The organism is Ferrigenium sp. UT5, from assembly GCF_045866295.1.
Classification (GTDB): domain Bacteria; phylum Pseudomonadota; class Gammaproteobacteria; order Burkholderiales; family Gallionellaceae; genus Sideroxyarcus.
The window spans coordinates 1-15,552 of record NZ_BAAFRY010000030.1; the positions used below are offsets into that span (position 1 = coordinate 1).

At 60.4% G+C, this 15,552-nt stretch carries 12 protein-coding genes, 1 tRNA gene and 1 pseudogene; all 14 read right to left on the reverse strand.

Annotated elements, in window-relative coordinates; genetic code table 11:
* Window positions 1-107, reverse strand: a 107-nt coding sequence (locus ACKTSJ_RS10155) for a GTP-binding protein (protein ID WP_407899918.1), incomplete at its 3' end; no start/stop codon positions are given.
* Window positions 108-131: 24 nt separating this feature from the next.
* Window positions 132-2,225, reverse strand: a complete 2,094-nt coding sequence (gene fusA / locus ACKTSJ_RS10160) for an elongation factor G (RefSeq protein WP_407899896.1) — start codon at window positions 2,223-2,225, stop codon at window positions 132-134.
* Window positions 2,226-2,252: 27 nt separating this feature from the next.
* On the reverse strand, window positions 2,253-2,723 hold the full coding sequence (gene rpsG, locus ACKTSJ_RS10165; protein WP_407899898.1) for a 30S ribosomal protein S7: 471 nt from the start codon (window positions 2,721-2,723) through the stop codon (window positions 2,253-2,255).
* 33 nt (window positions 2,724-2,756) lie between these two features.
* Window positions 2,757-3,134: a 30S ribosomal protein S12 gene (gene rpsL / locus ACKTSJ_RS10170; protein WP_407899900.1), complete on the reverse strand. Its 378-nt coding sequence runs from the start codon at window positions 3,132-3,134 to the stop codon at window positions 2,757-2,759.
* A gap of 155 nt (window positions 3,135-3,289) precedes the next feature.
* Window positions 3,290-7,507 carry a DNA-directed RNA polymerase subunit beta' gene (gene rpoC / locus ACKTSJ_RS10175; RefSeq protein ID WP_407899902.1) on the reverse strand — a complete coding sequence of 1,406 codons (4,218 nt, stop codon included), beginning with the start codon at window positions 7,505-7,507 and terminating at the stop codon, window positions 3,290-3,292.
* A 33-nt stretch (window positions 7,508-7,540) separates the two neighbouring features.
* Entirely contained in the window at window positions 7,541-11,611 is a 4,071-nt protein-coding gene (gene rpoB, locus ACKTSJ_RS10180; RefSeq protein ID WP_407899904.1) for a DNA-directed RNA polymerase subunit beta, read from the reverse strand.
* A gap of 232 nt (window positions 11,612-11,843) precedes the next feature.
* Entirely contained in the window at window positions 11,844-12,221 is a 378-nt protein-coding gene (gene rplL, locus ACKTSJ_RS10185) for a 50S ribosomal protein L7/L12 (protein WP_407899906.1), read from the reverse strand.
* A 33-nt stretch (window positions 12,222-12,254) separates the two neighbouring features.
* On the reverse strand, window positions 12,255-12,749 hold the full coding sequence (rplJ, locus tag ACKTSJ_RS10190) for a 50S ribosomal protein L10 (RefSeq protein WP_407899908.1): 495 nt from the start codon (window positions 12,747-12,749) through the stop codon (window positions 12,255-12,257).
* A 245-nt stretch (window positions 12,750-12,994) separates the two neighbouring features.
* On the reverse strand, window positions 12,995-13,690 hold the full coding sequence (gene rplA / locus ACKTSJ_RS10195) for a 50S ribosomal protein L1 (RefSeq protein ID WP_407899910.1): 696 nt from the start codon (window positions 13,688-13,690) through the stop codon (window positions 12,995-12,997).
* A 1-nt stretch (window position 13,691) separates the two neighbouring features.
* Entirely contained in the window at window positions 13,692-14,126 is a 435-nt protein-coding gene (gene rplK, locus ACKTSJ_RS10200; protein WP_407899912.1) for a 50S ribosomal protein L11, read from the reverse strand.
* Window positions 14,127-14,275: 149 nt separating this feature from the next.
* Window positions 14,276-14,809 carry a transcription termination/antitermination protein NusG gene (gene nusG, locus ACKTSJ_RS10205; protein WP_407899914.1) on the reverse strand — a complete coding sequence of 178 codons (534 nt, stop codon included), beginning with the start codon at window positions 14,807-14,809 and terminating at the stop codon, window positions 14,276-14,278.
* Window positions 14,809-15,156 (reverse strand): preprotein translocase subunit SecE, encoded by a 348-nt coding sequence (gene secE, locus ACKTSJ_RS10210; protein WP_407899916.1) that lies wholly within the window; start codon window positions 15,154-15,156, stop codon window positions 14,809-14,811. Before secE ends, nusG begins: the two co-directional genes overlap by 1 nt.
* Window positions 15,157-15,180: 24 nt before the next feature.
* Window positions 15,181-15,256, reverse strand: a tRNA-Trp gene (locus ACKTSJ_RS10215).
* A gap of 76 nt (window positions 15,257-15,332) precedes the next feature.
* A pseudogene (gene tuf, locus ACKTSJ_RS10220) lies at window positions 15,333-15,552 on the reverse strand (elongation factor Tu); the annotation flags it as partial.

Here is a 15,552-nt window from a genome sequence, read left to right on the forward strand (position 1 = left end):
AGCACGGTGGTGATCGCCGCCGTCAGGGTGGTCTTGCCGTGGTCAACGTGGCCAATCGTGCCGACGTTTACGTGCGGTTTGGTACGTTCAAATTTGCTCTTTGCCATGATAGTCGTCCTCTAAATCAAAATTTATTTCTTGTTCATGATGGCTTCGGCGACGTTCTTCGGCGCCTCGGCGTAGTGCTTGAATTCCATGGTGTAGGTCGCGCGGCCCTGGGTGGCGGAACGCAACGACGTCGAATAACCGAACATCTCGGACAAAGGCACTTCCGCCTTCACCGCTTTGCCGCCACCGACCATGTCATCCATGCCCTGCACCATGCCGCGACGGGAAGACAGGTCGCCCATCACCGTGCCGGTATAGTCCTCCGGCGTTTCGACTTCCACCGACATCATCGGCTCGAGCAGTACGGGATTCGCCTTGCGCATGCCATCCTTGAAGGCCATCGAGGCCGCCATCTTGAAGGCATTCTCGTTGGAGTCCACATCGTGATAGGAACCGTCAAACAAAGTAACCTTGACGTCCACCACCGGGAAGCCGGCCAGCACACCGCTCGGCAGCGTTTCGCGCAAACCTTTTTCCACCGCCGGAATGAATTCGCGCGGCACGGTACCCCCCTTGATCGCATCGACGAATTCAAAACCCTTGCCGGCCTCGTTCGGCTCCATCTTCAGCCAAACGTGACCGTATTGACCGCGGCCACCCGTCTGTTTGGCGTACTTGCCTTCGATTTCGACCGGCTTGCGGATGGCTTCGCGGTAGGCCACCTGCGGCGCACCCACATTCGCTTCAACGCCAAACTCGCGCTTCATGCGGTCCACCAGAATTTCCAGGTGCAATTCGCCCATGCCGGAAATGATGGTTTGCCCCGACTCTTCGTCGGTGCGCACGCGGAAGGAAGGATCCTCCTGCGCCAGGCGCCCGAGCGCCAGGCCCATCTTTTCCTGGTCGGCCTTGGTCTTCGGCTCGACGGCGACGTGAATCACCGGATCCGGGAACACCATGCGCACCAGAATGATCGGCTTGTCCGGGTCGCACAACGTCTCGCCGGTGGTCACTTCCTTCAGGCCGATACAGGCAGCAATATCGCCCGCCAGAATCTCGTCAATCTCCTGCCGCTCGTTGGCGTGCATCTGCACGATACGACCGATACGCTCTTTCCTGCCGCGCACCGGGTTATAAACCGTGTCACCTTTTTTCAGCACACCGGAATACACGCGCACGAAAGTCAGCTGCCCCACAAACGGATCGGACATCAACTTGAACGCCAGTGCGGAGAATTTTTCGCTATCGTCGGCCTTGCGACTGGCCGGCTCACCCGCTTCGGTCTCGCCCTTCACATCGGGAATATCCACCGGGGACGGCAGCAGCTCGACCACCGCATCCAGCATGCGCTGCACGCCCTTGTTCTTGAAAGCAGAGCCGCACAACATCGGCTGGATTTCGCAGGCAATGGTCCGGGTACGCAAACCAAGAATGATCTGATCCTGGCTCAAATCGCCATTTTCCAGATAGGCGTTCATCAGCTCTTCCGAAGCTTCTGCAGCGGATTCGACCATCTTCTCGCGCCACTCCTGGGCCGTGGCAAGCAACTCGGCCGGAACCTCGCGGTAGTCGAACTTCATGCCCTGCGAGGCTTCATCCCAGTAAATCGCCTTCATCTTGATCAGGTCAACCACGCCGACGAAATTATCTTCCGCGCCGATGGGGATCACGATGGGAACCGGACTCGCCTTCAGGCGGGTCTGCATCTGGTCAACCACCTTGAAGAAGTTGGCGCCGGAGCGGTCCATCTTGTTCACGAACGCCAAGCGTGGCACGTGATACTTGTTGGCCTGACGCCACACCGTTTCGGATTGGGGCTGAACACCACCGACCGCGCAATACACCATGCAGGCGCCGTCCAGCACGCGCATGGAGCGCTCCACCTCGATGGTAAAGTCCACGTGCCCCGGGGTGTCGATGATGTTGAAGCGGTGCTCGGCGAAATTGTTTTCCATGCCCCGCCAGAAACAGGTCGTCGCGGCGGAAGTGATGGTGATGCCGCGCTCCTGCTCCTGCTCCATCCAGTCCATCGTGGCCGCACCATCGTGCACCTCGCCGATCTTGTGATTCACTCCTGTATAAAACAGGATGCGCTCGGTGGTGGTGGTTTTGCCCGCATCAATGTGCGCACTGATGCCGATATTGCGATAGCGTTCGATTGGTGTTTTACGTGCCACGATGATTACCTGACTCTGGATTCTTGATTAGAAACGGAAGTGCGAGAATGCCTTGTTGGCCTCGGCCATGCGGTGAACTTCCTCACGCTTCTTGACTGCGCCGCCACGACCCTCGGAAGCATCGATCAACTCGCCCGCCAGGCGCATGTCCATCGACTTCTCGCCGCGTTTGCGCGCAAAATCCTTCAGCCAGCGCATGGCCAGCGCCATGCGACGCGACGGACGCACCTCAACCGGAACCTGGTAGTTGGCACCGCCGACGCGGCGACTTTTCACTTCCACCTGCGGCTTGGCGTTGTTCAGCGCGAGATTGAACACCTCGATCGGGTCCTTGCCGCTCTTCTTGCCAACCTGCGCCAGCGCACCATACAAAATGCGCTCGGCCACCGACTTCTTGCCGTCGGTCATCAGCACGTTGACGAACTTGGAAAGATCCTGGTTACCGAATTTTGGGTCGGGCAGAACTTCGCGCTTGGGGACTTCTCTACGTCTTGGCATTTCGCTACCTCGGTTATTTCTGTCTAGTTTGAATTACGCTTTTTTCGGACGCTTCGCGCCGTACTTCGAACGGGACTGCTTGCGATCCTTCACGCCCGCCGTATCCAGGCTGCCGCGCACCATGTGGTAGCGCACACCCGGCAAGTCCTTGACCCGGCCGCCGCGCAGCAACACTACGCTGTGCTCCTGCAGATTGTGGCCTTCGCCGCCGATGTAGGAGATCACCTCGAAACCGTTGACCAAACGCACTTTCGCTACCTTGCGCAGCGCAGAGTTCGGCTTCTTCGGTGTCGTGGTATAGACACGCGTGCAGACGCCGCGTTTTTGCGGGCTGCCGGCAAGCGCAGGCACCTTGCTCTTGATGACTTCCGTCGTCCGGGGCTTGCGCACTAACTGGTTAATTGTTGGCATCTTTTATCTTCGCTTCCTGAATACTTTTGGTTATAAAAACGCTGCTTTTTTGCAAAAACTGCATCGCAGCAAAGCGCTGCAAATCCGCCCAACAGAAATGCACGGACTAAAAAGACCGCGCATTCTATTGATGCAAGAGTGAACTGTCAAGGAAACTACACGCCTTCCTGCGCTTCTGCACTGCTTTCCAGTTCCTGCAATCCGGCGCCATTGGCCACATCGAGCCCCAGACGCTGCTTGCGGCGAAACACGTGATAGGCCAACCCCGTGCCCGCCGGGATCAGCCGGCCGACGATGACGTTCTCCTTCAGGCCGCGCAGCTCGTCCCGCTTGCCCATGATCGCCGCCTCGGTCAGCACGCGCGTGGTCTCCTGGAACGACGCGGCAGAGATAAACGAATCGGTGGACAGCGAGGCCTTGGTAATCCCCAGCAACACATACTGGAATGTCGCCGGACGCTTGCCTTCCGCCTCGACGCGCTCGTTCTCCTTCAGCAACTCGGCTCGCTCGACCTGCTCGTTCGGAATGAAGGTCGTCTCCCCCGCATCCACGATCAGGACACGGCGCAGCATCTGGCGCACGATCACCTCAATGTGCTTGTCGTTGATCTTCACCCCTTGCAGGCGGTACACATCCTGCACTTCGTCGGTGATATAGCGCGCCAGCGCCTCGATGCCGAGCAGGCGCAGGATGTCGTGCGGGTCGGCCGGGCCGTCCACGATCATCTCGCCCTGGTTCACCACCTGGCCATCGTGCACCAGCACGTGCTTCTCTTTCGGGATCAGGAACTCGTGTGCCACACCCTCCACATCGGTGATGACCAGACGCTGCTTGCCCTTGGTCTCCTTGCCGAACGATGCGGTGCCGGTGACTTCCGCCAGCATGCCCGCGTCTTTCGGCGAACGCGCCTCGAACAGCTCGGCCACCCGCGGCAGACCGCCGGTGATGTCGCGCGTCTTGGAGGATTCCTGCGGGATACGGGCCAGCACATCGCCCACGCCCACATGTTGGCCGTCTTCCACGGTGATGATGGAGCCGATCTGGAACGCCACCGAGATGGCGGTATCGGTACCGGAAATCTTGATCTCGCTGCCCTTGTCATCCAGCAGTCGCACCAGCGGGCGTCCGCCCTTGGTTGACGTGGAGCGTTTCGGGTCGATGACGACCAGCGTGGACAGGCCGGTCACTTCGTCGATCTGTTTGGCCACGGTGGAGCCTTCCTCGATATTCTCGAAGCGCACCTGACCCGCGTACTCGGTGATGATCGGACGGGTATGCGGATCCCAGGTCGCCAGCACCACCCCGGCCTTGACACTCGCCCCTTCCTGCGCCGCCAGATTCGCGCCATAAGGCACCTTATGCCGTTCGCGCTCGCGACCGTGGTCATCCACGATCAGCACCTCGCCGGAACGCGCCACCACGACCAGGCCGCCCGAGGCGGTGGTCACGGTGCGCATGTTCGGACTGTATTTGATGGCGCCCTGCGACTTGCTTTCCACCTGGCTGGCCACCACGGTACGCGATGCCGCACCGCCGATGTGGAAGGTGCGCATGGTGAGCTGGGTGCCCGGTTCGCCGATGGATTGCGCCGCGATCACGCCGACCGCCTCGCCCACGTTGACCAGTCCGCCGCGCCCGAGATCGCGGCCATAGCACTTGGCGCACAGACCGTAGCGCGTATCGCAGGTCAGCGGGGTGCGTACGCGCACCTCGTCGATGCCCAGCGCCTCGATTTGCTCCACTTTGTCCTCGTCCAGCAAAGTGCCGGCCTCATACAAGGTCTCTGCGGTATCCGGATTGACGACATCCGCCGCCACCACGCGTCCCAGAATGCGGTCGCGCAAGGCCTCGATCACTTCGCCCCCCTCGACCAGCGCTTTCATCGAGCGCCCGTTTTCGGTACCGCAATCCTCTTCGATCACCACCAAATCCTGGGTCACATCGACCAGACGACGGGTCAGGTAGCCTGAGTTAGCCGTCTTCAGCGCGGTATCCGCCAAGCCCTTGCGCGCGCCGTGGGTGGAGATGAAGTACTGCAGCATGTTCAGGCCTTCGCGGAAGTTCGCGGTAATCGGCGTCTCGATGATCGAGCCGTCCGGTTTCGCCATCAGGCCGCGCATCCCGGACAACTGGCGGATCTGCGCCGCCGAGCCGCGTGCGCCGGAGTCCGCCATCATGTAGATGGAGTTGAACGACTCCTGGGTGATCGCCTTGCCCTTCTTGTCAAACAGGGCCTCGCCCGTCAGGCGATCCAGCACCGGTTCCACCCCGAGCTGATCCATCATCGCCTTGGCGACCTGGTCGCCGGTGCGGCCCCAGATATCCACCACCTTGTTGTAACGCTCGCCTTGCGTCACCAGACCCGAGGTGTACTGGGTGTGGATTTCGTGCACTTCCTTCTCGGCCGCCTCGATCAGTTGATTCTTCTGTTGCGGCACCAGCATGTCATCCACGCAGATGGAGATGCCGGCGCGGGTCGCGTAGGCAAAGCCGGTGTACATCAGCTGGTCGGCCATGATCACCGTGTCGCGCAGCCCGCAACGGCGGAAACTGGCATTGATCAGGCGCGAGATCTCTTTCTTCTTCAGCGCCTTGTTGACAAAGCTGAATGGCAGATTGGGCGGCAGCAACTCGGACAGAATGGCACGCCCGACGGTGGTCTCGTAACGGGTGTACTTGTCTTCCTTGTCGCCGGCTTCGTTCTTGACGGTCTCCTTGATACGCACCAGCACCTTGGCTTGCAGATCAACGTGGCCGGAGCGATAGGCGCGCAACACTTCGGACACATCGGCCAGCATGGCGCCTTCGCCCAGCGCGCCGACCTTCTCGCGCGTCATGTAGTACAGACCCAGCACGATATCCTGCGACGGCACGATGATCGGCTCGCCGTTGGCGGGCGACAGCACGTTGTTCGAGGCCAGCATCAGGGTGCGCGCTTCCATCTGCGCTTCCAGCGACAGGGGCACGTGCACCGCCATCTGGTCGCCGTCGAAGTCGGCGTTGAATGCGGAACAGACCAGCGGATGCAGCTGGATCGCCTTGCCTTCGATCAGGATCGGCTCGAATGCCTGGATACCCAGACGGTGCAGCGTCGGCGCACGGTTCAGCATCACCGGATGTTCACGGATGACTTCTTCCAGGATGTCCCACACGACAGGCTCTTCCGCCTCGACCATGCGCTTGCCGGCCTTGATCGTGGTGGCCAGTCCCATCTTTTCCAGACGCTCGAAGATGAACGGCTTGAACAGTTCCAGCGCCATCTTCTTGGGCAGACCGCACTGATGCAGTTTGAGCTGCGGTCCCACCACGATCACGGAACGACCCGAGTAGTCCACGCGCTTGCCCAGCAGGTTCTGGCGGAAACGACCGCCCTTGCCCTTGATCATGTCGGCCAGCGACTTCAGCGGACGCTTGTTGGCGCCGGTCATCGCCTTGCCGCGACGGCCATTATCCAGCAGCGAGTCAACCGATTCCTGCAGCATGCGCTTCTCGTTGCGCACGATGATGTCCGGGGCCTTCAGTTCCAACAGGCGGCGCAGGCGGTTGTTGCGGTTGATGACACGACGATACAGATCGTTCAGATCGGAGGTCGCGAAACGGCCGCCGTCCAGCGGCACCAGCGGACGCAGTTCCGGCGGCAGCACCGGCAGCACTTCCATCACCATCCACTCCGGCTTGATGCCGGACTGCATGAAGGCTTCCAGCACCTTCAGGCGCTTGGCATATTTCTTGATCTTGGTCTCGGAGCCGGTCGCTTCCAGTTCGGCGCGAATCTTCTCCACTTCAGCCGGCACATCCAATGCGTGCAACAGGGCACGTACACCCTCCGCCCCCATCAGGGCGGTGAACTCGTCGCCGTACTCTTCGATCTTGGCGATGTAGTCATCTTCCGACAACAACTGGCCGCGATTCAACGGCGTCATGCCGGGCTCGGTCACGACAAAGGCTTCGAAGTACAGCACGCGCTCGATGTCGCGCAGGGTCATGTCCAGCACCATGCCCAGACGCGACGGCAGCGACTTCAGGAACCAGATGTGGGCGACCGGCGAGGCCAGTTCGATGTGACCCATGCGCTCGCGGCGCACCTTGGACAAGGTGACTTCCACGCCGCACTTCTCGCAGATCACGCCGCGATGCTTGAGACGCTTGTACTTGCCGCACAGACACTCATAGTCCTTCACCGGGCCGAAGATCTTGGCGCAGAACAGACCGTCGCGCTCGGGCTTGAACGTGCGGTAGTTGATGGTCTCCGGCTTCTTCACTTCGCCGTAGGACCACGAACGGATCTTCTCGGGAGAGGCCAGACCGATCTTGATCGCGTCGAACTCTTCCTTTTGCGTGACTTGCTTGAACAGATCCAAAATTGATTTCATGTGGTAGCTCCTTGTTTTCTATTCGCAGCGGTCTTAATGACGTTCCAGATCGATGTCGATACCCAGCGAACGGATTTCCTTGGTGAGCACGTTGAACGACTCGGGCATGCCGGCGTCGATCTTGTGGTCGCCCTTGACGATGTTCTCGTACACCTTGGTACGGCCGTTCACGTCATCCGACTTCACGGTCAGCATTTCCTGCAGGATGTAGGCCGCCCCGTAAGCTTCCAGCGCCCACACTTCCATCTCGCCGAAGCGCTGGCCGCCGAACTGCGCCTTGCCGCCCAGCGGTTGCTGGGTGACCAGGCTGTACGGACCGGTCGAACGCGCGTGCATCTTGTCGTCAACCAGGTGGTGCAGCTTGAGCACGTGCATGTAACCCACGGTCACCTTGCGGTCGAAAGCATCGCCGGTGCGCCCGTCGTACAACTGGATCTGGCCCGAGGTCGGCAGATCCGCAAGCGCCAGCAATTCCTTGATCTCTTCCTCGCTGGCGCCGTCAAACACCGGGGTTGCAAACGGCACGCCCTCGCGCAGGTTGCGGCACATTTCGACCACTTCCTCGTCGCTGAACGAGGCAATTTCTTCCGCCTGTTCACCCGTGTATATCTTGCCGAGGAACTTGCGCAGATCGGCGATCTTGGCTTGTGCCGCCAACATGTCGGCGATCTTCCTGCCGAGTCCCTTGGCCGCCCAGCCGAGGTGGACTTCCAGCACCTGGCCGATGTTCATCCGCGACGGCACGCCGAGCGGGTTCAGCACGATATCCACCGGCGTACCGTCGGCCATGTGCGGCATGTCTTCCACCGGCACGATGCGCGATACCACACCCTTGTTACCGTGGCGACCGGCCATCTTGTCGCCGGGCTGCAGGCGGCGCTTGACCGCCACATAGACCTTGACCATCTTCTGCACGCCGGCTTGCAACTCGTCGCCCTGGGTCAGCTTCTTCTTCTTCAACTCGAACGCGGCGTCGAACTCCACCCGCTTCTGCGCCAAGGCTTCTTTGATCTGCTCCATCTGTGACGCCACTTCGTCGTCAGCCACGCGGATGTCGAACCACTGGTGATGTTCAACGCTGTGCAGATATTCCTTGTTGAGCTTCGTGCCCTTGGCCAGCTTTTTCGGCCCGCCGTTGGCGACCTTGTTGTGCAGCATTTTCTCCAGGCGCGCGAACGCGTCGGCCTCGACAATGCGCATCTGGTCGGCCAGGTCTTTCTTGTAGCGCGCCAGTTCGTCGTCGATGATCTGTTGCGCGCGCTTGTCGCGCTGCAGCCCTTCGCGGGTGAACACCTGCACGTCGATGACCGTGCCGGAGATGCCGGCCTTGACGCGCAGCGAGGTGTCCTTCACGTCGGATGCCTTTTCGCCGAAGATGGCACGCAGCAGCTTCTCTTCCGGGGTCAGCTGGGTCTCGCCCTTCGGCGTGACCTTGCCCACCAGCACGTCGCCCACCCCGACTTCCGCCCCGATGTGCACGATACCGCACTCGTCCAGACGCGCCATCTGCGCTTCGGACAGGTTGGGAATGTCGCGCGTGATCTCTTCCGTGCCCAGCTTGGTATCGCGCGCCATCACCGTCAGTTCCTCGATATGGATCGAGGTGAAGCGGTCTTCCGCCACCACGCGCTCGGAGATCATGATCGAGTCTTCGAAGTTGTAACCGTTCCACGGCATGAAGGCGATCATCATGTTCTGCCCCAGCGCCAGCTCGCCCATGTCGGTCGATGCGCCGTCCGCCACGACATCGCCACGCGCGATCACGTCGCCCACGCGCACCAGCGGACGCTGGTTGATGTTGGTGTTCTGGTTGGAACGGGTGTACTTGGTCAAATTGTAGATGTCCACGCCGACCTCGCCGGCCACCGTCTCGTCGTCGTTCACCCGCACCACGATACGTCCGGAATCAACGTAATCGACACGACCGCCGCGCCAGGCCTGTACCGCCGTACCAGAGTCCACCGCCACAGTGCGCTCGATGCCGGTACCGACCAGGGCCTTCTCGGCACGCAGGCAGGGCACGGCCTGGCGTGACATGTTCGCACCCATCAAGGCGCGGTTCGCGTCATCGTGTTCCAGGAATGGAATGAGCGAAGCCGCCACCGATACCACCTGTGCGGGCGCCACATCCATGTATTCGATATTCTCGGGTTCGGCCAATACGAACTCGTTGTGCTGCCGTGCCGACACGATGTCGTTGGTGAAGTGCCCCTTCTTGTCCAGTTCGGCGTTCGCCTGGGCGATGGTGAAGTTGCCTTCCTCGATGGCCGACAGATAATCCACATCATCCGTGGCGCGGCTCTTGGATACCCGGCGATACGGCGTTTCGATGAAGCCGTACGAGTTGGTACGCGCATACAGTGCCAGCGAGTTGATCAGGCCGATGTTCGGGCCTTCCGGCGTTTCGATCGGACACACGCGGCCATAGTGGGTCGGATGCACGTCGCGCACCTCGAAGCCGGCACGTTCGCGCGTCAGACCGCCCGGTCCCAGCGCGGAAATGCGGCGCTTGTGCGTCACTTCCGCCAGCGGGTTGGTCTGGTCCATGAATTGCGACAGTTGCGAGGAACCGAAGAATTCCTTGACCGCCGCAGAGATCGGCTTGGCATTGATCAGATCGTGCGGCATCAGATTGTCCGTTTCGGCCTGCCCCAGACGTTCCTTCACCGCGCGCTCGACGCGCGCCAGACCGACGCGGAACTGGTTCTCGGCCAACTCGCCCACCGCGCGCACGCGGCGGTTACCCAGGTGATCGATATCGTCGATTTCGCCGCGACCGTTGCGCAGCTCGACCAGAATCCGGATCACTTCCACGATATCCTCGTTGGAAAGCGTGTTCGCTCCGGTCAGCTCGGCACGGCCCACGCGGCGATTGAACTTCATGCGGCCGACGGCGGACAGGTCATAGCGTTCTTCGTTGAAGAACAGGCCGTTGAACAATCCTTCCACCGCATCCTCGGTCGGCGGTTCGCCGGGGCGCATCATGCGATAGATGGCTACGCGCGCCGTCCACAGGTCGGTCGTCTCATCGGTACGCAGGGTTTGAGAGATGTAGGCGCCCTGATCCAGCTCGTTGGTGTACAGCGTCTGGACCTTCGCCACCCCGGCCTGCTTCATGGTTTCCAGCAGCGCTTCGGTGATTTCGTCGTTGGCATTGGCGATGATCTCGCCGCTCTCCTTGTCCACCACATTGTGGGCAAGCACCCGGCCGGCCACGAAGTCTTCCGCAACCGTCAGCTTGTCGATGCCGGCTTCCTGCATCTCGCGGATATGGCGCACGGTGATGCGCTTGTCCTTGGCGACGATCAGCTTGCCACCCTTGCCCTCGATGTCGAAGCGCGCGATTTCGCCGCGCAGACGCTCCGGCACCACCTCGAACTGGATGCCCTTCTTGCCGAAATGGAACGTATCGAACTGGAAGAACATCGCCAGAATCTGTTCCGGGGTGTAACCCAGAGACTTCAGCAGAATGGTGGCCGGCAGCTTGCGCCGACGGTCGATGCGGAAATACACGAAGTCCTTGGCATCGAACTCGAAGTCCAGCCAGGAACCGCGATACGGGATCACGCGCGCGGAAAACAGCAGCTTGCCGGAGGAGTGGGTTTTGCCGCGGTCATGCTCGAAGAACACCCCGGGCGAACGGTGCAGCTGCGACACGATGACGCGTTCGGTGCCGTTGACCACGAAGGAGCCGGTATTGGTCATCAGCGGGATCTCGCCCATATAGACTTCCTGCTCCTTGACTTCCTTGACGGTCGGCTTGGAGGCTTCCTTGTCGAGGATGGACAGGCGCACGCGCGCGCGCAGCGGAGAAGCATAGGTCAGACCGCGCTGCTGGCATTCGCGCACATCGAACGGCGGCATGCCCAGCTGATAGCTGACGAAGTCGAGACGGGCAAACTTGTTGTGGCTCTCGATCGGGAAGATGGAATTGAACGCGGCTTGCAGCCCTTCGTTCTTGCGCTGCTCTGCCGGCGTCCAGGCCTGCAGAAATGCGCTATACGACTCCAACTGGGTGGACAGGAGGAAGGGCACCGGTAACGCGCCTTTGCGCTTCGCAAAACTTTTGCGGATGCGTTTTTTTTCGGTGAAAGAGTAGCTCATATAATCTCCACGACAGTTGGACAACATGGGTTGCGAACCCGCGCTTGCGGCACGAGCCTGCTTGCATTTCTCAAATACGGCGCCGTCATCTCGGGCGCCACACTGGAAGACAGGGGATAACAAGCGCATTCCGCTCGCTATCCGCTGGCTTCCGGCCGGGTTCTGCAGTTTCCTTTTCAGAAGCGGCAAAAGGCTGACGGCAAAACCGTCAGCCTTTCACCCAACCCAGTGCTTACTTGATTTCAGCAGTTGCGCCCGCTTCGATCAGCTGCTTGGCGATCGCATCGGCGTCCGCCTTGTTGACCCCTTCCTTCACCGGCTTCGGCGCGCCGTCCACCAGATCCTTGGCTTCTTTCAGGCCCAGGCCGGTGATTGCGCGAACCACCTTGATCACATTGACCTTGGCGTCGCCGGCGGCCTTCAGAATCACGGTAAATTCGGTTTGTTCGGCCGCAGCGGCAGCACCGCCCGCGGCACCGCCGGCAGCCGGGGCAGCCATCGCGGCAGCGGACACGCCGAATTTCTCTTCGACCGCCTTCACCAGTTCGTTGAGTTCCAGCACGGTCATGCCGTCCAGTGCCACCAAGAATGCGTCTTTATCAAATGCCATTTTGTTCTTCCTGAATTTAAGAGTTCGAAAAAATTAAGCGGTCGCGGTTTTCTGTTCCGCCACTGCCGCGATAACGCGCGCCAGACCGGAAACAGGCGACTGCAACAGACCCAGCAGTTGCGCCAGCAGCACTTCCTTGGAAGGCACGGTCGCGAGGGCATTGACGCCCGCCACATCCATGACCTTGCCGTTGTAGGCACCCGCCTTGATTACCAGCTTGTCGTTCGTCCTGGCGAATTCGTGCACCACTTTCGCGGCGGCGACTGCGTCAGCGCTGATGCCGTACAACAACGGCCCCACCATCTGTTCAGCCAACCCCTCGAACGGAGTGCCCTGCACCGCACGGCGCGCGAGCGTGTTTTTCAACACCCGCAGATACACCCCAGATTGACGCGCATTGGCACGCAATTTGGTGATGTCGCCGACTTCGATGCCGCGATACTCGGCCAGCACGATCGTCTGGGCCTGCGCCACTTGTGCACTGACTTCCGCGACCACCGCCTGCTTTTCTTGCAGATTAAGAGCCAAAGTCTTTCTCCATCTTCATGTCGGACATCTTGAGATGTCCGGGTTAATGACCGCGACCTCAAACAGGGAATCAATCTCACTCTCCGCTTGCGGGCACACCATCTGCGTGGGCAGACGCAACTTCCGTCAATTAAGTCTTCCGCCAACCGCGCTTCCGACACCTACGGTCTTTGATGCTGCCAGCCACGCCAGCAGTCCAAAGAACTGATGACGACAGAAGAAATTCCGCCGTCAAATTCGAAACATTACGCAGCCAGGCTGGCCTGCTCGACGCGAATCCCGACGCCCATGGTGCTGGAAATCGCCACTTTTTTCAGATACACCCCCTTGGCGCTGGCCGGCTTCGCCTTGTTCAGCGCATCGATCAGTGCCAGCAGGTTTTCCCGCAGCGCCTCGGGCGCGAACGAAGCACGACCGATGGTGCACTGGATGATGCCGTTCTTGTCGGTGCGGTACTGCACCTGACCGGCCTTGGCGTTCTTCACCGCCCCCGCCACATCGGCGGAAACCGTGCCCACCTTCGGGTTCGGCATCAGGCCGCGCGGGCCGAGAATCTGACCCAGCTGACCGACGATGCGCATGGCGTCCGGCGCGGCGATCACGATATCGAAATCCATCTTGCCGGCCTTGATGCTTTCCGCCAGATCGTCGAACCCTACGATGTCGGCGCCTGCCGCCTTCGCTTCTTCGGCCTTGGCGCCCTGGGCGAAGACCGCCACGCGCACCGTCTTGCCGGTACCCTTGGGCAGCACCACGGAGCCACGCACCAGCTGGTCGGATTTCTTCGCATCGATCCCCAGATTCACCGCAACGTCGATGGACTCATCGAACTTGGCCTTGGCGGTCTCTTTCACCAGTTTCAGTGCTTCATCCAGACCATACAACTTGCTGCGATCGACTTGTGCCGCAATCGCTTTATAGCGTTTGGAAACTTGAGCCATGTTATTTCACCCCTTCCACGGTAATGCCCATGCTGCGCGCGCTGCCGGCGATGGTGCGCACTGCGGCATCCAGATCCGCCGCCGTCAGGTCGGGCTGCTTCGCCTTGGCGATGTCTTCCGCCTGCTGGCGGGTCAGCTTGCCGACCTTGTCGGTATGTGGCGTCTTGCTGCCTTTTTGCACGCCGGCGGCCTTCTTGATCAGAATGGTCGCGGGCGGCGTCTTCATCACGAAGGTGAAGCTCTTGTCCGCATAGGCAGTGATCACGCACGGGATCGGCAGGCCGGGCTCGACACCCTGGGTCTGCGCGTTGAACGCCTTGCAGAATTCCATGATGTTCAGGCCGCGCTGACCGAGTGCGGGACCAATGGGAGGACTGGGATTGGCCTTGCCGGCCGGAACTTGCAGCTTGATATAGCCGACGATTTTCTTTGCCATGTTTGCGACTCCTTTTCAGTGGGTTAAACGCATATCGCAACGACTCCGATACGCTCCCCGTTTAATACAGGGAAGGAAGAAGCGGGAAGATGGAAGGGCAACCGCAAACTGCGCCCGTCTCTTTTCCCCCTTATAGCCTTCCCCTCTTTTTAGGCCTTTTCCACCTGCCCGAAACTCAACTCCACCGGCGTCGAGCGGCCAAAAATGGTGACCGCAACGCGCAGCTTGCTCTTGTCGTAATTGACCTCTTCCACCGAGCCATTGAAGTCGGCGAACGGGCCTTCCTTGACGCGCACCGCCTCGCCCACCTCGAACAGCACCTTGGGCCGGGGCTTCTCCACCCCCGCCTGCATCTGCTGCATGATCGTGTCCACTTCCTTCTGCGAAATGGGCGAAGGCTTCATCGCGCTGCCCCCGAGAAAACCGGTCACCTTGGGCAGACTCTTGACCAGGTGCCAGGTGTCGTCGGTCATCTCCATCTCGACCAGCAAATAACCGGGAAAGAACTTGCGCTCGCTGATGCTTTTCTGGCCCGATTTCAGCTCGACCACTTCCTCGACCGGAACCAACACCTGGCCGAACATATCCTGCATGCCGGCGCGCTCGATGCGTTCCAGCAGTGCGCGCTGCACGCTCTTCTCGAATTGCGAGTACGTATGCACCACATACCAACGCTTGGCCATCAATCCCCCCGTCCCATCAACTTGTTGACGATCAGCAACAGACTCGCATCCACTGCCCACAGGAACAGCGCCATCACGATTGCAAACAAAATCACGATCCCGGTGGTCTGCATCGTTTCCTTGCGCGTCGGCCACACCACGCGTTTCGCCTCGTTCACCGACTCACCGGCAAACCCGAAGAAACGCTTTCCCTGCGTCGATGTCCAGAACACGCCGGTCGCCGCCAACACGCCAAACAGCACCGCCACAACGCGCAATACCGCCGCCGCATCAGCCAGTGCATAGAAGCCGACCACCCCGGCTGCAACCAGCAGCACAGCGATCAGCAATTTGATTTTGTCAGCCATTTACATCCGTTCTACATTGATAACTGGCAGGCCAGGAGGGTCTCGAACCCCCAACCCTCGGTTTTGGAGACCGATACTCTACCAATTGAGCTACTGGCCTAAACTCGCGAAGGGAGATAGAGAAAAGTGAGAAGGGTCAAACCCTCCCCGCTTCGCCCTTCACCCTTCTCATTTTCTTACTCGATGATCTTGGCAACCACCCCGGCGCCGACGGTACGGCCGCCCTCGCGGATGGCGAAGCGCAGACCTTCTTCCATGGCGATCGGGTTGATCAGATTCACCGTGATGCTCACGTTGTCACCCGGCATCACCATCTCGGTGCCGGCCGGCAGTTCGACCGCTCCGGTCACGTCGGTGGTGCGGAAGTAGAACTGCGGGCGGTAGCCCTGGAAGAAC